Source organism: Sphingomonas sp. HDW15A (genome assembly GCF_011301715.1).
Classification (GTDB): Bacteria; Pseudomonadota; Alphaproteobacteria; order Sphingomonadales; family Sphingomonadaceae; genus Sphingomicrobium.
In genome coordinates this window covers 1428752-1449836 of sequence record NZ_CP049870.1, presented here as the reverse complement: position 1 = coordinate 1449836, position 21085 = coordinate 1428752, and the positions used below count along the sequence as shown (strand labels likewise).

The window sequence follows — 21085 nt, the reverse complement described above, 5'->3', positions numbered from 1 at the left end:
CGTCCAAAAACTGGCCCATTAAACCAGGTTAGCAGAAGGACGAAACGCCCTGTTAACTCGGCTGGTTTAACACGGGGTTCATGCAGGCTGCCGAACAACGGACCGAGGAGTGCGCATCCGCGCGCGTGAAGCCTGCACGCACGGTCCATGCGGCAAACGTGGCGTCTGACACGGTCAGCCTGCTTGGCGCCCTACCGATCGCTGCGGGCGTTTTCGGCCTGAAAGATGGGAAGCTGTGGGTTCATGCCCTAAATTCCCGCTTCCTTGAAATCGCCGGGTGCCACGGCACACCGGAAGAGTTCTTGCCGACTTTCATCCATCACTCGGGCGGCGGTGGCGGCGATTTCGTGCGCGCCTTTCTGGAAGACCCGACCCGCAGTCCGGACCAGAGCGACTATAGCGATGGCGAGGGGCTGGCGAAGCGCTACTTCACGCTTAAGCTGGCTCCGCTCGAGGCCGACACTGACGGCAGTCCGCGTTGCCTATTGAGCCTTGTCGACCGGACCGTCGAAATTCAGGCGGAAACGGCGCTGCGCGCGGAAATGCTCCGCGACAGCCTGACCGGCCTGCCCAACCGATTGGCCTTCACGGAAATGATCGGGGAAGCGGGCGCTGCGCCGCGGGGACCGATCGGGCGCGACGGGAAGATCCGTCCCGAGGGACACGCCGTGCTGGTGGTGGACATGCTGCGCTTCTCCCGAATCAACGAGTCGATGGGAAGCTTGTTCGGCGACGAATTGCTCATCACCTTCGCACGGCGGCTCGTGTCGGCGCTTCGCGCTGGAGACCGGCTGGCCCGCACCGGCGGAAACGAGTTCGGAGTCATCGTTACCCTTCGCCACGGGATCGACGACGCACTAAAGGCGGCCGCCCGAATCCAGGAAGTTCTCGCCGCCCCGTTCAAGCTCGCCGACCTGGAAATCAAGGTGGAATGCGCGATCGGCGCGGCGATGATGCATGAGGATCCGGATCCGGAAGAACTGTTTCGCAACGCCCAGTTCGCGGTGAAGCAGGCCAAGGCGCTCGGATGCCCGCAACTCTACAAACCCGAGGAAGCAAGTCTGGCGCGGCGCCGCTTCTCGATCGAGACCGAGCTTCGCCGGGCGCTGGAGAAGGACGAACTGCAGCTGTTCTACCAGCCGCTCGTCAACCTCGCTTCAGGGAGGGTCGCAGGTTTCGAGGCGCTTGCTCGCTGGACGCACCCCGACCGCGGAAAGATCAGCCCGACCGAATTCATTCCTGTCGCCGAGGAAAGCGGCCTGATCCTGCATCTCGGGCGCTGGGCAATGAACCGTGCCGCGCGCACGCTTGCCGATTGGGACGCACAGGAAGGCGCGATTCTTCCGATCCATCTCGGCGTCAACCTCAGCGCAATCCAGGTCGCACGCGACAACATTGCGGAAATGGTTTCGGACGCCCTCAAGACGTCCGGGCTTACCGGCGATCGCTTGACCTTGGAGCTTACGGAGAGCTCGATTGTCCAGGACCCTCAGCGCGCACAGAGGGTTTTCGAGGCACTGAAGGCACTTAACACGACGGTGGCGATGGATGACTTCGGTACCGGCTATTCGAGCCTTGCCTATCTGCAGCGGCTTCCGATCGACGTTCTCAAGATCGACCGCAGCTTCGTCACCGGCATGATGCGCGATGCGGACAGCGTTGCCATCGTCCGCGCCATCCTCAGCCTTGCCGATGCGCTTGGCATGTCGACCACAGCCGAAGGCATCGAGTCCGTCGAGCTTGCGACGCTGCTGGCCGCACTCGGGTGCGTATCCGGGCAGGGGTTCCATTTCGCCAGGCCGCTGCCCGCGGAAGCGGCGCTGGCTTACTTTAAAAGCCGCCAGCGTCCCAGCTAGCGTCCGGTGTAGGGCTTGACCGGAAAAACCGGCAGCCCTGCCGCCACACCCTCGCGCCGCCGTGCGGCAGCGATTTTCGCCAGCTTCGGATCGCGGAAGAGCGCATGATATTGGGGATCGGCACGCTGCTCCGAACTGAAGGTGACGCGTCCATCGTTAAGGATATCCAGGATTGAGTCCGGCTGAGCCGTGGCAAGCGCCAACCTGGCAGTCTTCATTCCCGTCTCGAAGTCGAAGAGCCTGGAATCCAGTGCGGCATCGATGAACTCGGCTTTTCGATCTTCGATCGGTCGCGGCCTGTAAGCGCCCCCGGTGACGTAAGCGTTGGCGATCCCGCGGGCTTCGGCGACATCCTCCGCCGTACCGCCTTCCTCCAGAATCCACTTGGCGATCAGCGGGAAGTCGCTTCGGAAAGTTTTCTCGTCCCGGTAAGCAGCAATCGCAAGGAGCCAGAACCACCCTGTTCCGGCACAGCGCTGGCGACACTGCTCGGCAGAAATTCGAACCGCATCGTAGTCGCCGAGCGAATACAGAATTTTTGTTCTGTAGAACTGCAGCAACGTGTCGAACGGGTCGAGGTCGATTGCCTGCTCAATATGATTGACGGCTTCCCGTGACTTGCCCTGCATCCACAGGCCCGACGCCATCGAATAATGGGCCGGCCCGAAATTTTGCGAGCGTTTTAGAACCGCGCGGTTGATAGACAGCGCGTCGTGTACGTTTCCCTCGAAATTCTGAAGGGCCATTGCCCTTGCGACCAACGCGAGATCATTCTCCGGGTCGAGCGCCAGCGCCCGATCGACCGATCGGCTCTGCTCAGCCCGCAAGTCCTTCCACGACAGACCAACCTGATCCGGGGACGACAGGGAAAGTAAGTAGGCGTATCCGGCATGAGCGTCGGCAAAATCGGGCTCTAGTGACGCCGCCAGCCGGAACTGTTTGATCGCTTCCAGGCGAGCAGCACGATCATCGCGCACTGAGACCCGTTCGAGCGCGCGAAGGTAGGCTTCAAAGGCCTTCGGGTCGACTTTGCCGCGTTCGGCAATTTCTCCCTCGCCAGCGCCCAGGCGGGCGCGGATCGCGCCGGCCAGTTCCCGAGTGATCTGACTTTTCAGTCCTTGGAGTTCGCTCGCGGCGCCTTCCACGGTCCGGGTCCACAGTTGTTCGGAAGTTTCGGCGGCAACAAGTCGCGCAGTAATCGAAAAACGGTCGCCGAGCTTTTGGACGCGGCCTTCGACGAGGTGCGTGATCCCGAGCCGCTTCGCGATGTCCGGCGCAGCAAGGCCTTGGGTGGCGACCGACTGGCTGGACGTGCTCGCCGTAATTTTGAGGCCGGACAAGGGCGCGAGGCTGTCGGCGAGAGCGCTGGAAAGGCCCGTCCCGAGATAACGGATTTCGGGGCCGCCCTCGGTCGTGAAAGGGAGGACCGCAAGTGCCAGGGTCTCGGTCTTCGGTTTACCCGAAAGGAATTGGTCGACGGGTTCGGGGCGAACGATCAGAACCCCGCCGGCGACTGCCGCCAGAATACCTCCGATGACAAGAAGGCGCGGGATTTGCCGACCATTAGCGGGAGGTCCTTTACTGGCAGGTTCCGATTCAACTTCGAGAGCGTCGAGCAGATCCGCCGGAAGCCGCGGGCTACGCGTACTCCATGCCCTGAGATCGATCGTCTGGAATTGGCGAAAACCGAGCGGAGCAGGGGTGCCATCGATCGTGGCCGCGACGATTCGGTTCGTATCGGCGGCGACGCTCGCTTCGTCCCGGACCCAGCGAGAATTCACTGCTTCCTTCGACCACAGCACCAGAACGTGCCGCGCACCTTCAAGCTGTCGTTCGATGTCTCGCGAGAATTCCGCGCCGCCCTTGATATGACGATCCCACCAGACGCTGAGCCCGCTCTGCTGGATGGCGCGCGCCAGCCGCTCGGCAATCTCGCGGTCCGCGCTTGCATAACTCAGGAACACATCCGCCACAGGCAAGGCCCCCGTTCGAGGTTAAGCAGGCTAACAACTTTCGTGAAAGGCGCAACGCGTCCGATATGGCTTTCATCGCGGATGGCGGCAGGATCGGTTGGAGGAAACGATAACTTAGTTTACGAACATGGTTATGCACGAGCCACGTCCCATCAAGCGAGCGACAAGGATCGATACAAACGCGCCGGGCGTCCTAATCGACAGCGAGGGGCGGGCGACGACCGTAGTGGTCGCCGATTTGTCCGCTGGCGGTTGCCGGATCATCTCCGACGCAATGCCGATTATCGGTGAGCATGTCAGGCTCCGGGTGGGGCGAATCGCCGACTATCCCGCGCAGGTTCGCTGGGCCTTGGGCAACGAAGCTGGACTGGAGTTCAGCGGACCTTCCGACCCGGTCGAAATCTGATCGTTCAAGCCCCGGGCAACCGGTCCCTGCCCGTTTGCGCGGCCGCCTGTTCCGCAGCAAGTTTCGCAGCCGCCTCGCGCCGGCGTTGAACGACGTCGCTAAATGCTGCGGCGAGAATTCCGGTCGGCATGGCGATGAGACCTATTCCAGCGATGGCGACGAGGCCGGACAGCATCTTGCCCAGGACGGTGACCGGATAGGCGTCGCCGTAACCAACCGTGGTGAGCGTGATGATGCACCACCACATCGAGCGCGGGATGGAGCCAAACTTTTCCGGCTGGGCGTCGGCTTCCGCCCAATACATCAACGTGCTTGCGACCAGCAGTACGAAACCGGCGATGCCGACCGTTAGGATCAGCTCGTGGCGGCGTTCGTGGACGGCACGGCCCAGGTCATGGAGCGCGTGACTCATCCGTCCGAGCTTGGCGAGGCGGAGAATACGCAGAATCCGGAAGAAGCGGAGAAGCAAGCTCCCACCGCCGGGTCCCAAGGAAGCAAGGGTCGGCACGATCGCCAGGAAATCGATGATCGCCGGAGCGCTGAACGCGTAGCGCAGCCGCGAATAGCGATGTTTCGCCCATTGCGGATTTTCTGGGGCCACCCATAGTCGAAGAAGGTATTCTATCGAAAAGATGAAACCGAAAAGCAGCTCCGCGCCGCGAAAGAATTCGGGATAGCCCCCCGCGATCGTTTCTTCCGTCTCGAGTATCGCGAGTGCGGATGCGACGATGATGAACAGGACGAGGGTCTTGTTGACCAGGCTCAGGCCGAACTCGCCGCGCGCCCCGGGCTCAAGCTCTTCGTAGACACGCCGCCGCAACGCCAACGCCATGTTCAGCCCCCTTTGGCCGACCCCACCTGCTCCGAGACGATACTCTCCCACTTTTCGCCATCGGGGAAGCCCTCGGTCACCCAAGCCCGCTCGATCGCTTTCAGCGTTCGCGCAACCAGTGGGCCTTCCGTGACGCCGCGCTTGATCAACTGCCCGCCGGATATGGGAAGCCGCGGAACGGTCCAGGCAGCGAGGCCGTGTGCTTCCTCGCTTCGAGCGGCGAGAAGAAGGCGATCGATCGCGGATTCCTGACCGATCCAGTAAGCCAGTGACCGGGGATTTTCCCCGAGCTCCCCCGCAGCCGCGGCCGCGAGGCGTTTGCGGGCCTTGTTCGACAGCTTGAGCCGCGCGGCGACATCTGCCGCGATGACCGGATCGCGCGGCAGAAGCGCCGCAAGCCTTCGAAGGGCGTCTGGTTCGATGCCTGAATCTTTCTCGGAAGCCACGAGTTTCGCCAGCGACGCAGCACTCACGATCTCCGGAATGACGGGCTTCAGGATTCCGCGTTCGATCATCAACGCTACGGTGGGGGTCGGATCCTCGATCCCCAGAATCTTGATGAGTTCGTCGGCGATCCGCTCGCGCGACAAGGCCATCAGGTCATTGGCCCTGGCCGTGCAGGCGGCGAGTCCCTCCGAATCCGGCTCGCCGAACCCGAAGCGGGCATGAAAACGAAAGAAGCGCAGGATTCGAAGGTGGTCTTCGGCAATGCGGGTGAGCGGATCGCCGATAAAGCGGACGCGCCGGGCTTCGAGGTCGTCCAGCCCGCCGAAATAGTCGCTGATCTCGCCTGTCTCGGGATCGGCATAGAGGGCGTTGATCGTAAAGTCCCGGCGGGCGGCATCAGCCGGCCAGTCATCCGAAAAAGCGACGGTCGCCCGGCGCCCGTCGGTTGACACATCGCTTCGAAGGGTGGTGATTTCGACCGGCTGGCCGTCGGCAACGGCGGTAATGGTGCCATGGGCAATCCCGGTCGGAACAGCCTTGATCCGCGCCTTCTCTAGGCGGCGGACTACATCGTCGGGATGGAAGCTCGTCGCGAGGTCGATATCGGAAATCGGCAGGCCCAGCAGGTCGTCCCGGACGGCGCCGCCGACGTAACGGACGTGACCCGATGCGGAATCGAGGGCTGTCAGGATCCGCGCGATCCCGCGGCGCTTGCGCCAGGCTTGTGCGTCGAGCTTCACGCGATCTCCAGCCTGCGTGCGAGGTTGACGATCATTGCCGCCGTCGCGCCCCAAATTCGGCGATCCTGCCAATCGATTTGCCAATATTGGCGCGTCTTACCCTGAAATTCGGCGCTCATCCGGCGGTGGTTGGCGGTATCGAGCAGGAAGGACAAGGGGGCTTCGAACAGGTCGGCAACTTCATCCTCGTGCGGTGCGAGGTCCAGGTCGGGCGAGATGAGGCCAACGATCGGAACGACGAGATATCCGGTTATCGTCCGATAGGGATCGGCGCGGCCTATCACTCGTACTTCGGAGGGACTCAGCGCGATTTCCTCCTCGGCCTCGCGAAGAGCGGCGGCGACGTGATCCTCTCCAGGATCGAGCCGTCCGCCGGGAAAGGCAATTTGGCCGGCATGAGCGCGCAGATGCTCGCGTCGAACGGTCAGGATCAGGCCGGGATCCGGGCGTTTGGTGACCGCAACCAGAACCGCCGCCTCGTGCCGGGGGTCGGGCTGACCTTCAAGGTCTTCGGACTGAAGGTTGTGCGGCGCAGGCCGTCCAAGCCCTTCGACAAGTCGATCGAGAATTTTCATGAGTCGAGCGCGAAGAACGTGCCCGCGCTCCAAACACCCGGCGGGTCATGCGCTTCCGCAAGAGCAAGCGCGGCAAGCTCGTAATAAACCGGGCGAACGACCAAGGCTTCGAGCCCGTGCCGCACCGCTATGCGCGGGCTAGGGCCATGCTCGGCCTCCACCACGATGAGCGGATGGTCCGGTCCGAGGATGACGGCATCGCCGCTGTCCAGCTCAAACGCGATCCGGCGCCTTACCCCTTCACCTTCGCTGGTCATGGCGATGGCGCGAAAGGCCGTGACCTCGACCTCGATCGACAGTTTCTCGACAGGCGTTACGAGGACGTGGCTTCCGTCGGGCTCCCGCCGAAGCACGGTAGAGAAAAGGCGGACCATTTCCGGCCGGCCGATCGGCGAGCCCATGTGATACCAGGTGCCGTCCGAAGCGATGCGCATTTCGCTCTTCCCGCAATGTGTTGGGTTCCAACGGTCGACCGGCGGCAGGCTCTTGCCGTCGATCGCCTTGGCCAGTTCGGCAAGCGATCGGCCGGCGACATGGATCGGGGGACGGCTCTCGGGCATGGCCTGAGGCTCTTGTCATCCGCCGCGTCGCGGCGCAATCCGCGCTGCCATGAAGCGGACCGCAATTGTCACCGGTGCAGGCAAGCGCATTGGCCGGGCCATCGCCGAGGCGCTGATTGCAGACGGCTGGACAGTCGTCGCGCATGTCCGCCGCGAGACCGATCCAGTGCCAGAGGGAGCGATCAGGGCCGTCGCCGAGCTTTCCGAGCCTGACTGCGCGAAGGGAATATTCGCGGCGCTGGGGGGTCTTCCGCCACCGATACTGCTGGTCAACAACGCAGCGCGCTTCGCGGAGGACAGTGCCGCAAACTTTTCCCCCGAGGAGTTCGAAGCGCACATGGCTTCGAATGTTCAGGCGCCAGTACTTCTCACCGAAGCGTTCGTCGAATGTGGCGGAGAGGGCGACCGCCTCGTCGTAAACCTCCTCGATTCGAAGCTGGCCGCGCCCAACCCCGATTATCTCAGCTACACCTTGTCTAAGATGGCGCTTGCTGGGTTCACCGAGCTTGCGGCGCAGGCTTATGCAGACCGCGGGGTGCGAGTGAATGGGATCGCGCCCGCGCTGATGCTGCGCTCTCCCGGCCAGAGCGAGGAAAATTTCCGCGCCATGCATCGGCACAACCCACTGGGGCGGGGGTAGAGCCGGGTGACGTGGTCGCCGCGCTGCGCTACTTCATTGGAGCGCCGGCAGTGACCGGCCAAATCCTCACAATCGACGGCGGCCAGCGCTTCTGGGCGCTTCCCCGCGACGTACAGTTTCTGGAGCAATGAATTGATCGATAACGACATGTTGCAAGGCCTGATACCGGATTCGCTGGCCGTGCGGTCGAGCAAGATCGTTCTCGATTCGCTAGAAGTGATGACAGACATCGGCTTTCACGATTTCGAGATCGGAACTCCGCAGCGTCTGTTGGTGACGGTCGAGCTGTGGCTGGACGATCTTGCACCGCCCGGCGCGGACGACCCGGCGGAAGCTTGGGATTACGATTTCCTTCGCCGCGAGATCCGGCGACTGGCGAGCGAGAGGCGCTACAACCTGCAGGAAACGCTGGCCCGGGAGATCTACGAGCGCCTTGCGGCAATGCCAGGCGTTAAGGCGCTTCGTGTCGCCACGGCCAAGCCGGATATCTATCCGGACGCCAAAGGTGTAGGAGTGGAGATCGCATCGTTCGTTGGACTTGCGCCGTCATTAAACGACCGGTCATGACGAATCGGGAACAAAGTCGTTGCGCCGCCATTTTGGGTTCATTAGAGAGGCGCGTCGTTCAGTCGATGATATAGTGATACATCGACTGCCTCGGTCAATCACGGCGCAAAGTTGCGTCACACGGATTTTTCCGTGGTTTTGCGCCACGGGCCAGAAGGAGAGCTGCGGGTAAATGTCCTACGCCCAACGCAGGCAGATGAGCTCGAATCGGACGGCGGCTATCGTCATCGTCGGGCTTATTCACTTGGTTCTCGGATACGCCATCATCACCGGGCTGGCTTACAACGTCGCCAAGAAGGCGGTTGAAGACCTGAAGACGTTCGACGTCGAAGACGAGCCGCCGCCGCCCGAGGAGCCGCCGCCCCCGCCGGAAGACACGCCGCTTCCGCCGCCGCCAATGGTCAGCGCGCCACCGCCGTTGGTGCAGACGCAGATCCAGACCCCGCAGATACAGACGACACCGGTCATCCAGCCGCCGATGCCGCCGACGCCGGTCGTCACTCCGCCTGCGCCCCCGGCTCCGCCGCCGGCTCCGCGGATCACGCAGCCGAAGTCTGTTGTTGGTAGCCTCCAGGGTCTTATCCGCAACGACGATTACCCGCCCAACGCCATCGAAAATGACGAGCAGGGCACGGTTTCAGTCGTGCTGACGATCGGCACGAACGGTCGGGTGTCCGATTGTTCGGTTTCCGGATCGAGCGGTTCGCGGACCCTGGATTCCACCACGTGCCGCATCTTGAAGTCGCGGGCGAAGTTCACGCCAGCCCAGGATTCATCTGGGAATCCGACGACCGGCACTTTCCGTCAGTCGATCAAATGGGTTCTCCAATAATCTTATAGTTTCAAAGCAATACACAGAGGAAAGTCGAAAATTATGGCAACTCCAGCAGCTGCGGCTCCTGCCGGTCAAGAGTTCGGGCTTCTCAACGCCCTTCATGAAGGCGGCATCATTTCGTGGGCCACCTTCATCATCCTGATCTCCATGTCGATCTTCAGCTTTTACATCTTGTTCACGAAGCTGATGCAGCAGCAGAAGATCATCAATCAGGGCAAGAAGGTCCGTGCGAGTTTCTGGAACTCGGCGAACCTTCGCGAAGCTTCGACCAAGCTCGACCAGCGCAGCGCTTATCGTGCGATCGTCGACGACGCTTTGCTTGCCCAGGACCAGCACAGCAAGCTGACCGATCCGGTCGACCAGCATGAGTGGGTTGCCGGCGGTCTCGCGCGTTCGCAGGGTGCGATCGGCGCCCGTCTGGGTGAAGGCCTGGCCTTCCTCGCGACCGTCGGTTCCACCGCGCCGTTCATCGGTCTGTTCGGTACCGTCGTCGGCATCTACCGTGCGCTGATCAAGATCGGTGCGACCGGTGACGCTTCGATCACCACCGTCGCCGGCCCGGTCGGCGAGGCGCTGATCATGACCGCGCTCGGCCTTATCGTCGCCGTTCCGGCCGTGCTCGCCTACAACTGGCTGATCCGCCGCAACAAGACGATTATGGAAGACCTTGGCGCCTTCACCAACGACGTCCACGGCTATCTGGCTTCGAATGGTTCGGTGAAGCCGACGATGATCACGGGCTCGCCGAAGGCCCAGACCAAGACCGCTGCCGCGCCGACCCAGCGCGGAAGCGAGCCGCTGCGCACCGGTATGACCTCGACCGGCGCCCAGTCGGAGCGCACGAACTAAGCTTCGTTCGGGCCGGCCCGGAGTACCTTCGGGCCGGCCATGTAAGCCGTTGAACGATCTCGTGAAGTTAGGAATTTAAGCCCATGGGAATGAGCGTAGGCCAAGACAGCGGCGACGACGACGTCCCGATGTCCGACATCAACACCACGCCGCTCGTCGACGTGATGCTGGTGCTGCTGATCATCTTCCTGATCGCCGTTCCGGTGGTGTTGCAGTCCGTTCCGGTCCAGCTGCCGACGGTCGCCTATGAGGTGACCCAGACAAAGCCGGAAAACGTCAACCTTTCGGTTCGTGCAGGCCCGAATGGCGAATGCGAAGTCTATTGGAACCTGACCAAGGTCAACTCGGACGAATTGCTCGAGCGCGCAGTCAAGCAGCTGGAGGATCTCATCGCCAAGGTCGGCGGTGTCGAGAACGTGACCGAGGAGAACATGCCCGAAGCGCACATTCGCGGTGACATCAATACGCCCTATCGTTGTATCGGTGGCGCTGTGTTCGCCATGCAGCGTGCCGGCTTCGCGCGGGTTGGCTTCATCTCGCAGCCGAACCCACTCGTTAATCAGTAATCTCGCCGGAGACCGCCGCCATGGCAATGCAAACCACTTCTGACAACACGGCCGGCGAGCCGATGATGGAGATCAACACGACGCCGCTCATCGACGTCATGTTGGTCATGATCATCATGCTTATCATTACGATCCCGCCGCAGACCCATGCGGTGAAGCTTGACCTGCCGCAGAACAACCCGAACGACGCGCCGCCGCCGGTTGATCCGATCAAGAACAAGATCGTCATCACCGCTGATGGCGGCGTTCTCTGGAACGGTGCCAACGTCAACCTCGACCAGCTTCGGGTCTATCTCGAGGCTTCGCAGCAGATGAATCCAGTGCCTGAGCTTCACCTGCAGCCTGAGCCCGAAGCGCGCTATGAGTTGGTTGACGAGGTTCTCGCCGTCACCAAGCGCGCGAACGTCACAAAGATGGGGTTTGTCGGGAACGACGCCTACATGAAATGGTAGGCGCTCCGCCTACCAATTGACGAAGGGCGGTCCGCTCGGGCCGCCCTTTTTCATTGGGGCAATCTCATCAGCCGAACGTGAAGGCGTACGCCTCCGCGCCAGGCTCGGCGAAGGTGATGGTGAAGCTGCGCTCGCGAGAACCCTGCTTGTGGCGGACAAGCTGATAAAGTCGTTGCTCGCGGATCACTCCATTACCGGCGGCATCAACATCGATCCCGGCGTCCGCGCCCGGGGCCTTGCCGTCGAGCGTGATCCGGAAGCGAACCGGTCTTCCGGAGGCACTGCCAAGGACGAGGTGAAGATCGCGCGCACGGAACCGGATCGACACGCTTGAATCGGAGGCGGCCGTTTGGCCGCGCTGATAGGAAACCGTCCACGGTCCGTTATAAGCCCATTGCCCTAGGCCGAGCTTCGACGGTGCGAAGTAGCTCTTGGCTGAGCCTTTGGCGAAGCCGCCGGGCGAGACGAAATTCTCGGCGCGACCAAAGCCGAGATAGGTCTCGCTTGTGGCGACCTCGCCGCTTGAAGCAGCGGACGCGCCGCCAGACTCGACCTGGGCCCGCGCAGATTCCGGTCGTTGCCCGGCTTCGGCCAGCAGGCGCCGGATCGCGGCTTCCGTTTCGTCTTCGCCGCCTTCGCCGAAATGATAGTGGCGAAGCCGCCCGTTGGCATCGAACAGGTAATGTGCCGGCCAGTAACGGTTGTTGAAGGCACGCCAGATCGTCCAGTCATTGTCCATCGCGACTGGATAGCGAATTCGGAAGTCCGCGACCGCGCGGCGGACGTTCGCGGGATCGCGCTCGAAAGCGAACTCTGGGGTGTGCACGCCGAGCACTACCAGCCCGTCCCTGGAATAGCGCTCAGCCCAGGCGCGAACATGGGGGATGGTGCGGATGCAGTTGATGCAGCTGTACGTCCAGAAATCGACCAGCACGACCTTGCCGCGAAGCTGTTCGCGCGTCAGCGGCGCGGAATTGAACCATGCCGTAGCGCCCTTAAGCGACGGCATTGGCCCTTTGTCGTTGAGGCTCGTGCTGGACGACGGCATGGTATCGCCCATGCCTAGCCAGTTGGCCAAGGCGCGCTCTATCTGGTTGGTCGGCCCGCTTGACAGGCGCGCGAGCACCTTCGTGTCGAGACGAAAGGCAATCGCCGCCACTCCGGCCAGGATAAGGACGCCGAGGGCCTGACGGACTTTTTCGCCGGCGCCGACGGAGCGTTTCATCGCAGCATAGACGCGGCCGCCGATCAGCAGCGCGAGCGCCAGGCTGGTGGCGGCCCCGGCGGCATAAGCGAAGAGCAGGAGGCCTGTAGTGGCGCTGGCCCCGCCAAGCGCAGCTCCGGTCAGGATGAGACCGAGTATCGGGCCGGCACAGGGTGCCCACAGAAGGCCTGTCGCGGCGCCGAGCAGTAGGGAAGAGCCGATCCCCCCTCCGTCCGAACGGTTGGCCAATCGATTGCCGACATCTACGAGGGGGCGCATCGCCCGCTCCGAAAGTGCGGGAAAGATCAGCAGCAACGCGAAGGCGGCAAGCAAGGCCAGCGCGATCCAGCGGCCCCATTGGTTGGCGGCAAGCGCTGCCTCGCCCCCAAACGCCGCCAACGAGGCGAACAGGGCAAAGGTAAACGCCATTCCGGTCAGTAGCGGCAGGCCGTTGGTCAGGAATGGCCGGTCGGCGCGCGCGAAGACGAAGGGCAGCACCGGCAGGATGCATGGGGAAAGGATGGTTAGGACGCCGCCCAGATAGGCGAGCAAAATCACTAGCATCACGCTGGCCTGAACACGAGCGAGAGACCATTAATACAATGGCGCTTGCCGGTCGGCGGCGGCCCGTCGTCGAATATATGGCCAAGGTGCCCGCCACACCGTCGGCAATGCTCCTCGACGCGGATCATTCCGAAAGCCGAGTCGCGACGGGTGCCGATGGCATTGGGAAGCGCCTTCCAGAAGCTCGGCCATCCTGTTCCGCTGTCGAACTTCGCGATCGACGAGAACAGGGGGAGGCCGCAGCCGGCGCAGGCGTAAATGCCCCGGCGCTTTTCCGTGTTCAGCGGCGAACTGTAGGGCCTTTCCGTGCCCGCGCGGCGGAGGATGCGGAAGCGCTCCGCACCCAACTTGGCGCGCCATTGGGCATCGCTCAGTTGGACTTCGAAACGAGCCGCACCCGCCGGCGATGCCAGTCCAAGTGCGATTGCTGTCGCCGCTAGCGCGCTTCCGCAAAGGAAGGCGCGGCGGTCGATAGGGTCAGGAAAGGCGGTCATCATGTACTGATATACGACAAGAAAGCCGCAACGGATGCATCAGGCGTTGAACTGCAGGTTCGCGAGCCGTGCGTAGAGGCCGCCTTGTGCCGCCAGATCTGAATGCCTGCCCTCTTCGACGATCCGTCCTTCGTCCATGACGACGATACGGTGGGCAGCGCGGACGGTCGCCAGCCGGTGAGCGATAACGATGGTCGTACGTTCGGCCATCAGTCGCTCGAGGGCCTGCTGGACGAGTTGCTCGCTCTGCGCGTCGAGAGCACTGGTCGCTTCGTCGAGCAGCAGAAGCGGGGCATCGCGGCGGAGGAGGGCGCGGGCGATCGCGATCCGCTGGCGCTGACCGCCACTCAGCCGCGCGCCCCCTTCGCCCATGAAGGTGTTGAGGCCGTCGGGAAGCTGGCGCAGGAAGTCTTCCGCATTGGCGTCGCGCGCGGCCTGCCAGATGTCATCCTCCGACGCATCCCAATTGCCATAGCGAAGGTTGTCGCGAGCGGACGAAGCGAAGATCACCACTTCCTGCGGAACCATCGCGATCCGCTGACGCACGTCGGCCGGGTCGGCGTCGCGAAGATCGACCCCGTCGAGCAGAACGCGTCCGGACTGCGGGTCATAAAAGCGCTGTGCAAGCTGGAAGAGAGTCGTCTTCCCGGCCCCGGACGGGCCGACCACTGCAAGCATCTCGCCAGGCGCAACCTTGAGCGAAAAATCGGCGAGGGCGCTGACCTCCGGCCGGGTGGGGTAACGGAAAGTGACCTGCTCGAACTCGAGGGCTCCACGTGCCGGCTGTGGCAGGATAACGGGTTCTGCCGGCGCGGTGATTGTCGGCTTGACGGCCAGAAGCTCCTGGAGACGTTCCGATGCGCCAGCGGCCCGGAGCAAGTCGCCATAGACTTCGCTGAGGGCGCCGAACGCGCCGGCAACGAGGCCGCCGTAGAGGACGAAAGCCGCAATTGTGCCGCCGGACATGCGCCCCGCGGAAACGTCGATCGCGCCCTGCCAGATGATCATGGTGATCGACCCGAAGATGATCAGGATGAACAAGGCCGTCATGATGGCGCGAAGGGCGATGCGCTTCTTGGCCGTGGCGAAAACCGTTTCCGTTGCGTGGGTGAAGCGCTCGGCCTCGCGACCTTGTTGATTGAAGGCTTGAACGACCTTCATTGCGCCCAGCACCTCGCCCGTGACCGTGCCGACGTCCGCCATCCGGTCCTGACTTTTGGCGGAGACGGCGCGGACGCGACGGCCGAGAATGAGCACTGGCCCCATCACAAGGGGGATTCCAAGCAGGAGCATCGCGGCCAGCTTGGGGCAAGAACGAACAGCATGACGGCACACACCGTTCCCATGATGAGGTTGCGTAGCGCGATGGACACTGCGGAACCCACGACCTGCTCGATCAGCGCCGTGTCGACCGTAATCCGGCTGGTGATTTCCGCCGGGCGGTTCTCCTCAAAGAAGGCCGGAGACTGCCGTAGCAGGTTGCGGTGAACGGCGAGGCGGATATCTGCGACGACGCGCTCGCCGAGCCAGCTGATGACGTAGAATCGTGCTGCCGTCGCCAGCGCCATGACTACGACGAGGAACATAAGATATTCGAACCAGCGGCCGATGTCGCCGGCGTCGCCGCCGGCCCCGAATCCGCGATCGATGATCAGCTTGAACGCGTACGGCACACCCGATGTCGCACCGGCAGCGACGAGAAGGGCGATGAGTGCTGCAAACAGCTGAAGAGGGTAGCGCCGAGCCTGGGCCCAGACCATTTTAAGACTTCCAAGGCTTCGGCCCTTGGGACGCTGGTGCTGTGCTGCTGTGGCCATGGCCAAGGCGCCTAGCAGTGTGGCGTGCGCGCCTCAATCGCCGCAATGCGACAACGGCGATGCAGCATTTCTGTTGAAGAGGGAGCCTTTGGGGGCCACACTGGTTTTTCCCGGACCCACTTCAAGGAAATCGAATGCTTTACGACGCCTATGAGGTTCAACGCTCGTTTCTCGCGGGGGCGAGCAGAATGGCCTCTATGGGCGCCGGATGGCTCAACAATCCTGCCAATCTCTTCGGATATGGCTCGATGGGACCGATCGTCGCTGCAAGCCTTGATGTCTTCGCCCATGCCTCGGCGCCGCGCGGGCGGCCGGAATTCGGGATCGATGAAGTCCAGGTCGGCAATAAGGTCTTTGCAGTCGAGGAAGATGTCGCCGTTCGCCTGCCCTTCGGGCAGCTCAAGCATTTTCGCAAGGTGGGTCTCGACAAGCCGGGGCCCAAGCTTCTCATCGTCGCCCCGATGAGCGGTCACTTCGCGACCCTGCTTCGCGGCACGGTGGAGCGGATGCTCCCGAAACACGACGTCTACATCACCGACTGGCGCGACGCGAAGATGGTGCCGCTGGAAGAGGGCAATTTCGATCTCGACGACTATGTCGATTATCTCATCGCCTTCCTGGAGAGGGTCGGTCCCGGCGCGCACATGCTGGCTGTCTGTCAGCCATCGGTGCCAGCTTTCGCCGCAGTCGCGCTCATGAACGCCGACAAGCATCCCGCGACCCCGAAAACCCTGACGATGATGGGCGGGCCGATTGACACCCGAAGGGCGCCGACCGCGGTCAACACATTGGCGACCGAGCGCCCTCACGCGTGGTTCCAGCGCAACGTCATTGCCACCGTACCGATGATATATCCGGGTGCCGGACGGAAAGTTTATCCGGGCTTCCTGCAGCTCGCCGGCTTCATGACGATGAACCTGGGGAGCCACCTTGTTTCCCATTGGGAAATGTTCAAGCATCTCGTCGTGGGCGACGACGAGAGCGCCGATGCGACCCGCGACTTCTATGATGAATATCGCTCTGTCGCCGACCTTGATTCTGATTTCTACCTGCAGACCGTCGACGTCGTGTTCCAGCGTCATCTCCTGCCGAAGGGCGAATATGTTCATCGGGGCCGGCTGGTCGATCCCAAGACGATCACGCGCACGGCTCTATTGGCGGTGGAAGGCGAGCGTGACGATATCAGCGGGGTAGGCCAGACCCGGGCCGCGCTCGACCTTGCGACCAAGCTGCCGGAGGCCAAGAAGCAGTATTTGCTGGCCAAGGGCGTCGGCCATTACGGGATCTTCAATGGCCGCAAGTGGCGCGAAAAGATCGCGCCGGTCGTCGAGGGGTTCATCGCGCAGGCCTGAGCCCGCCATTCGTCCATTCGTCGAAAGCTGTTGGCCGTGCTTCGAAGTCGCGCTACAAATGTAGCGTCATTTTGGAGAACATCCCCATGCGAACCCCAGTTACTTGGATTACCATCGCCGCCGCCGCGGCTCTAACATTCGCCCCCTCGGCCAGTTTCGCAGACACGAGCGTCCGGCACGGCAATGGGCCGCAAATCATCGGAAACGGTCAGATCGTCACCCAAACGCGCGCCATCGGCAATTTCAGCGAGATTGAAGCCCGCGGCGCGAGCGATGTCGTCGTACGCGTCGGGCCGGCGCCGTCACTGGCGATCACCGCCGACAGCAACATCATTGCCCTGCTGGGTAGCGACATCAAGGGCAGCAAGCTGGTACTCGATTCGAAGGGATCTTACCGCACGCGCCATACGCCGCGGATCGTGGTCACCGTCCCGTCGCTCAATTCCGCCGCATTGTCCGGCAGCGGCAACATGCGTGTGGAGGGGATCGTGGGATCCTCGATCGCGCTGGCAATCAATGGTTCCGGCAACCTGATCGCCGCCGGCAGGGCGGACGAGCTTACGATCGCGGTCAACGGTTCGGGAAATGCCGACGCGCGTGCTCTTGGAGCTGGCAGCGCCACCGTCGCCATTTCCGGCAGCGGAAATGCCACTGTTGCGACGAGCGGGCCCCTAAGTGGCGCAATTTCCGGTTCTGGCAACGTCAACCATGTCGGCCAGCCGAGCACCATCTCGGTCGTCCGCAATGGCTCCGGGACGGTCGTCCCCGCCCGTTGAAGCTCAGGCCGCGCGCCCGGGCGGATTGATCCTGTCGATCAGCCGCCTGAGCGCCCGTCGGGCGGCGACCACCAGCCAGATCGACGCGACCACAAGGATCGCAGCTATGAGCGCGGCGGCAAGCGGATTGGCGATAGCAAGCATTAAAAGGCCGCCTGTCGCGACATCCTCTGCAGTCGACACCGCGACGTTGCTGAACGGCTCTGGGCTGGCGTTGACGAGCGTTCTCGCTCCGGCCTTGCCGGCATGCGCCACAAGCGCGGCGCCGCCGCCCAAAAGGAAGCTTGCGACCTGCCACGCCGGGTCTGCGGAATCGACGATCGCCAGGCTCAGCAGCGCGCCGCCCAACGGCCGGATGAAAGTGTGAATGGCGTCCCACGCGCTATCGACCCAAGCGATCTTGTCGGCGAAGAATTCGGCAAAGGTACCTATTGCTGCGGCGCCAATCACCCAGGGGCTCGCTATCACATCGAGCGCGGCAAGGTGATCCGGCAAAGCAATCCAGCCGAAATTCATGGCAATACCGGTCACAAGCGTGACGAGGTAGAGCCTCCACCCGGCGAGGAGGCTGGTCGATGCAGCGAGGGCAATGACCTCCATCGGCGTCATGGGCGTGTCCCTTCCTTGCGTCCAATTCTTACGCGGGCGTGACAAAAGGACAAGCTGCGGGCAGTTAGCCTAGAATGAGCGATCTCGCGGATCTTGAACAGCGCGCAAAGGCCGACGGCGCGGCAGCCATGGCTCTTGCCGAGGCGCGACTGTTCGGCGATTTCGGGCCGCCCGACCGCGTCGGCGCGTATGAGGCGGTCAAGCAGTCGGCAGCTCTGGGATTCGAAGACGGCCGGCGCGCATGGGTTTATCTGACCGCGGCCGGAATTGGCCGCGAGCCTGACCCGGACGCGGCTCGCCTGATGCTGGCCGAATTGGCGAAGGAAGACCGATTTGCGGCGCTGCAACTTGCCTTCCTCGACCACCTCACTTGCGAGAAGAAGGTGGCAGAGGCGAAGCCGCAGGTCATCTCCGAGGATCCGTACATTGCGCTTTATCCCGGTCTGTTCAGCGCCGCGGAGTGCCGATATCTCACAATCCTGGGTACACCCTGGCTCGAGAAAGCCTCGATCCTCAGCACTGAAGGCGAATCGAAGTTCGACGAGGCCCGCGATGCTTTCGCCGCGCATATCCCGCCAGTCGCGGAAGATCTTGTAGTCCAGGCGGTCAATCGGACCATCGCGAAGGCGACGGGTACCAACCCCGGGTGGGGCGAGCCGCTGAATATCCTGCGTTATGTGTCCGGGCAGCAATACAAGCCTCACCACGACGGAACAGGCTCCGATAACGTTACCCCCGGAATTACACCGCGCTCATCTGGCTCAACGACCGGTTCGAAGGCGGCGAAACCGATTTTCCGAAGATAAATGTGCGCATCCGCGGATCGATCGGCGACATGCTGATATTCCGCAACGTGCTCGCTAGCGGCGAGCCTGACGAACGCATGATTCACGCGGGCCTGCCGGTGACCGATGGCGTGAAATGGATGGCAAGCCGCTGGATCCGCGGCCGGGACTTCCTCGGCGGCGGCTAGAGCGCGGCGCCGTTGAACGGCTTGCGCTCAACCTTGTCCAGGTCGATCCCGTCGACGCAGCGCAGGTTGATCGCCGCCATCTCCCTCCCGTCCGGGCCCGTGCCGCGGCCAAACGCACCGATCCCGCAGTGTTTGCAGAACAGGTGGGCGATGACCTTCTTGTTGAATCGATAGTCGGTTAGGTCCCCCATGCCGGAGGTCGGGCGAAAGCTGTCGGCGCCAGTGAACGCGAGCAGATTGCCCGACTTGCTGCAGTAGGAGCAGTCGCACTCAATACCGCTCGACGTGTCGACCTCGGCCTCGAACCGCACTGCTCCGCAGTGGCAACCGCCGGTGACGCTTGGCATCAGAGGACCTCGAACAGGCCGGCCGCGCCCATGCCGCCGCCTATGCACATGGTGACCACGACGTAACGCGCGCCGCGCCGCTTGCCCTCGATCAGCGCGTGGCCGGTCAGCCGGGCGCCGCTCATGCCATAGGGATGGCCGATCGATATCGCGCCGCCGTCGACGTTGAGCAAATCGTTGGGAATGCCCAGCTTGTCGCGGCAGTAGAGCACTTGCACCGCGAACGCTTCATTGAGCTCCCACAGGCCAATGTCGTCCATCTTGAGGCCGAACCGGTCAAGCAGCTTCGGCACCGCGAAGACCGGGCCGATGCCCATTTCGTCCGGTTCGGTCCCGGCAACGGCCATGCCGATGTAGCGGCCAAGCGGCTCAAGCCCTTTCTTCTGCGCAACCGACGCGTCCATCACGATGCACGCTGACGAGCCGTCCGAAAGCTGGCTGGCATTGCCCGCGGTGATCGAGGTGCCCGGTCCCAACACCGGCTGAAGGCTGGACAGTCCCTCCAGCGTCGTATCCGGACGGTTGCCTTCGTCCTTGTCAATCGTCACTTCGTGCACCGACACCTGACCGGTTTCCTTGTCCTTAACGCCCATAGTGGTGGTGACCGGAACGATCTCGGCATCGAGGCGTCCCTCGGCCTGAGCGGCGGCGGTGCGCTGCTGCGACTGCAGCGCATATTCGTCCATCGCCTCGCGGCTGATGCCATATCGCTGCGCCACAGTCTCAGCGGTCTGAAGCATCGGCATGTAGACGTGCTTGTGCATTGCGACGAGCGATGGATCGATGGCGATGCGCATTTCCGGCGTTTGCACCATGCTGATCGAGTCCTGGCCGCCGGCAGCGACAATATCCATGCGATCGACAATGACTTGCTTGGCGGCGGTGGCGATCGCCATCAGGCCGGACGCGCACTGACGATCGATGGTCTGTGCGCTAACCGTTACCGGGCATCCGGCACGAAGCGCGACCTGGCGGCCGATATTGCCGAACTGCGTGCCTTGGGTCAGCACCGCGCCCCACACCACGTCATCGATCTCCCCGGCCTCGATCCCAGCCCGCTCGATTGCTGGGGCAAGCGACAATGCGCCCAGAGTAGCGCCGGGGGTGGCGTTGAATGCGCCTTTGTAGGCTCGGCCGATCGGGGTTCGGGCAGTGGAGACGATGACAGCGTCGCGAGCAGACATGAAGGTTCTCCTAGGTAAAAATAAGGCCGAGCCATTCGGCGGTTAGGGCGGGCTTTTCCTGCCCCTCGATTTCGACGGTTACGTCGTGCTTGAGAAGCAATTGTCCGGGCGCCTTTTGGTCCGCGCTCACCAGCGTAAAGTGGCCGCGCACCCGCTTGCCGGACTTGACCGGCGCGAGGAAGCGCACGCGGTCGAGGCCGTAATTAACGGCCATCTTCGCCGTATCCGGGATCAGCATCACATCGGCGGCCATACGGCTGAGCAGCGAAAGCGATAGGAAACCGTGTGCAATAGTCCCGCCGAACGGCGTCTGCGCAGCCAACTTTTCGTCAATGTGGATGAACTGGTGATCGTCCGTAGCGTCGGCGAACTGTGCGATGCGGTCTTGGCCGACCGTGATCCATTCAGAATAGCCGATAGGTTGACCGATCTTTTCCCGGATTTGGTCAAGCGTGGCGATTGGCATC

The 21085-nt window shown here is 62.8% G+C and carries 23 protein-coding genes and 1 pseudogene; 12 read left to right on the top strand and 12 right to left on the bottom strand.

Annotated features, from left to right (window positions below; all coding sequences use genetic code 11):
- The first annotated feature begins 158 nt into the window (after positions 1-158).
- Positions 159-1856 carry a bifunctional diguanylate cyclase/phosphodiesterase gene (locus tag G7076_RS07530; RefSeq protein ID WP_240913743.1) on the top strand — a complete coding sequence of 566 codons (1698 nt, stop codon included), beginning with the start codon at positions 159-161 and terminating at the stop codon, positions 1854-1856.
- On the opposite strand, the gene G7076_RS07525 is transcribed toward G7076_RS07530, so the two are convergent.
- Positions 1853-3829, bottom strand: a complete 1977-nt coding sequence (locus G7076_RS07525; RefSeq protein WP_166201726.1) for a TIR domain-containing protein — start codon at positions 3827-3829, stop codon at positions 1853-1855. The genes G7076_RS07530 and G7076_RS07525 overlap by 4 nt on opposite strands.
- 133 nt (positions 3830-3962) lie before the next feature.
- Here G7076_RS07525 and G7076_RS07520 point away from each other — a divergent pair, with 133 nt between their 5' ends.
- Positions 3963-4235 (top strand): PilZ domain-containing protein, encoded by a 273-nt coding sequence (locus tag G7076_RS07520; protein ID WP_166201724.1) that lies wholly within the window; start codon positions 3963-3965, stop codon positions 4233-4235.
- A 4-nt stretch (positions 4236-4239) separates the two neighbouring features.
- On the opposite strand, the gene G7076_RS07515 is transcribed toward G7076_RS07520, so the two are convergent.
- From G7076_RS07515 to G7076_RS07500, 4 genes are read right to left on the bottom strand one after another with little or no spacing between them, the layout of a single operon-like run.
- Positions 4240-5067, bottom strand: coding sequence for an ion transporter (locus tag G7076_RS07515; RefSeq protein ID WP_166201722.1), 828 nt, complete (start codon positions 5065-5067; stop codon positions 4240-4242).
- A 2-nt stretch (positions 5068-5069) separates the two neighbouring features.
- Positions 5070-6254, bottom strand: a complete 1185-nt coding sequence (locus G7076_RS07510; protein WP_166201720.1) for a CCA tRNA nucleotidyltransferase — start codon at positions 6252-6254, stop codon at positions 5070-5072.
- Complete coding sequence (locus G7076_RS07505; RefSeq protein WP_166201718.1) at positions 6251-6829, bottom strand: CoA pyrophosphatase; 579 nt, start codon at positions 6827-6829, stop codon at positions 6251-6253. Before G7076_RS07505 ends, G7076_RS07510 begins: the two co-directional genes overlap by 4 nt.
- Positions 6826-7389 (bottom strand): DUF1285 domain-containing protein, encoded by a 564-nt coding sequence (locus tag G7076_RS07500; RefSeq protein ID WP_166201716.1) that lies wholly within the window; start codon positions 7387-7389, stop codon positions 6826-6828. Before G7076_RS07500 ends, G7076_RS07505 begins: the two co-directional genes overlap by 4 nt.
- A 49-nt stretch (positions 7390-7438) precedes the next feature.
- Between G7076_RS07500 and G7076_RS07495 the strand changes: the two genes are divergently transcribed.
- The 6 genes from G7076_RS07495 (at position 7439) to G7076_RS07470 (ending at position 11298) form a co-directional block, all read left to right on the top strand.
- Positions 7439-8029 carry an SDR family NAD(P)-dependent oxidoreductase gene (locus G7076_RS07495; RefSeq protein WP_240913742.1) on the top strand — a complete coding sequence of 197 codons (591 nt, stop codon included), beginning with the start codon at positions 7439-7441 and terminating at the stop codon, positions 8027-8029.
- Positions 8030-8161: 132 nt separating this feature from the next.
- Positions 8162-8596, top strand: coding sequence for a dihydroneopterin aldolase (locus G7076_RS07490; protein WP_240913741.1), 435 nt, complete (start codon positions 8162-8164; stop codon positions 8594-8596).
- A 196-nt stretch (positions 8597-8792) separates the two neighbouring features.
- Complete coding sequence (locus G7076_RS07485) at positions 8793-9428, top strand: energy transducer TonB (protein WP_240913740.1); 636 nt, start codon at positions 8793-8795, stop codon at positions 9426-9428.
- A gap of 42 nt (positions 9429-9470) precedes the next feature.
- Positions 9471-10280 carry a MotA/TolQ/ExbB proton channel family protein gene (locus G7076_RS07480; protein ID WP_166201712.1) on the top strand — a complete coding sequence of 270 codons (810 nt, stop codon included), beginning with the start codon at positions 9471-9473 and terminating at the stop codon, positions 10278-10280.
- Positions 10281-10363: 83 nt separating this feature from the next.
- The gene (locus G7076_RS07475; RefSeq protein WP_166201710.1) at positions 10364-10846 is read left to right on the top strand and encodes a biopolymer transporter ExbD; all 483 of its coding nucleotides are present in this window, start codon (positions 10364-10366) and stop codon (positions 10844-10846) included.
- Between the two features lie 26 nt (positions 10847-10872).
- Positions 10873-11298, top strand: a complete 426-nt coding sequence (locus tag G7076_RS07470; RefSeq protein ID WP_166201709.1) for a biopolymer transporter ExbD — start codon at positions 10873-10875, stop codon at positions 11296-11298.
- A 67-nt stretch (positions 11299-11365) separates the two neighbouring features.
- Here the strand turns inward: G7076_RS07470 and G7076_RS07465 are convergent, their stop codons facing one another.
- The 3 genes and pseudogenes from G7076_RS07465 to G7076_RS07455 form a co-directional block, all read right to left on the bottom strand.
- A complete protein-coding gene (locus G7076_RS07465; protein WP_166201707.1) occupies positions 11366-13066 on the bottom strand; it encodes a cytochrome c biogenesis protein CcdA in 1701 nt (566 codons plus the stop codon).
- Positions 13066-13560 (bottom strand): peptide-methionine (R)-S-oxide reductase MsrB, encoded by a 495-nt coding sequence (gene msrB / locus G7076_RS07460; RefSeq protein WP_166203474.1) that lies wholly within the window; start codon positions 13558-13560, stop codon positions 13066-13068. Before msrB ends, G7076_RS07465 begins: the two co-directional genes overlap by 1 nt.
- A 39-nt stretch (positions 13561-13599) precedes the next feature.
- Positions 13600-15377 (bottom strand): annotated as a pseudogene (locus tag G7076_RS07455) (ABC transporter transmembrane domain-containing protein).
- Between the two features lie 134 nt (positions 15378-15511).
- Between G7076_RS07455 and phaZ the strand changes: the two are divergent.
- Together phaZ and G7076_RS07445 are read left to right on the top strand one after the other, a co-directional pair.
- Positions 15512-16729 carry a polyhydroxyalkanoate depolymerase gene (gene phaZ, locus G7076_RS07450; RefSeq protein WP_166201706.1) on the top strand — a complete coding sequence of 406 codons (1218 nt, stop codon included), beginning with the start codon at positions 15512-15514 and terminating at the stop codon, positions 16727-16729.
- 86 nt (positions 16730-16815) lie between these two features.
- Positions 16816-17505, top strand: coding sequence for a head GIN domain-containing protein (locus G7076_RS07445; RefSeq protein WP_166201704.1), 690 nt, complete (start codon positions 16816-16818; stop codon positions 17503-17505).
- Positions 17506-17508: 3 nt separating this feature from the next.
- On the opposite strand, the gene G7076_RS07440 is transcribed toward G7076_RS07445, so the two are convergent.
- Entirely contained in the window at positions 17509-18114 is a 606-nt protein-coding gene (locus tag G7076_RS07440; protein WP_166201702.1) for a DUF4126 domain-containing protein, read from the bottom strand.
- A gap of 74 nt (positions 18115-18188) precedes the next feature.
- Between G7076_RS07440 and G7076_RS07435 the strand changes: the two genes are divergently transcribed.
- Entirely contained in the window at positions 18189-18920 is a 732-nt protein-coding gene (locus G7076_RS07435; protein ID WP_166201700.1) for a hypothetical protein, read from the top strand.
- Positions 18869-19087, top strand: coding sequence for a hypothetical protein (locus G7076_RS07430; protein WP_166203472.1), 219 nt, complete (start codon positions 18869-18871; stop codon positions 19085-19087). The genes G7076_RS07435 and G7076_RS07430 overlap by 52 nt, the downstream gene beginning before the upstream one ends.
- Here G7076_RS07430 and G7076_RS07425 read toward each other — a convergent pair.
- Genes G7076_RS07425 through G7076_RS07415 form a run of 3 tightly spaced genes read right to left on the bottom strand, consistent with a single transcriptional unit; the run spans position 19084 to position 21084 of the window.
- Entirely contained in the window at positions 19084-19434 is a 351-nt protein-coding gene (locus G7076_RS07425) for a GFA family protein (RefSeq protein ID WP_166201698.1), read from the bottom strand. The genes G7076_RS07430 and G7076_RS07425 overlap by 4 nt on opposite strands.
- Positions 19434-20618 (bottom strand): acetyl-CoA C-acyltransferase, encoded by a 1185-nt coding sequence (locus tag G7076_RS07420; protein WP_166201696.1) that lies wholly within the window; start codon positions 20616-20618, stop codon positions 19434-19436. The genes G7076_RS07425 and G7076_RS07420 overlap by 1 nt, the downstream gene beginning before the upstream one ends.
- 10 nt (positions 20619-20628) lie before the next feature.
- Positions 20629-21084, bottom strand: coding sequence for a MaoC family dehydratase (locus G7076_RS07415; RefSeq protein WP_166201694.1), 456 nt, complete (start codon positions 21082-21084; stop codon positions 20629-20631).
- Position 21085: the final 1 nt, after the last annotated feature.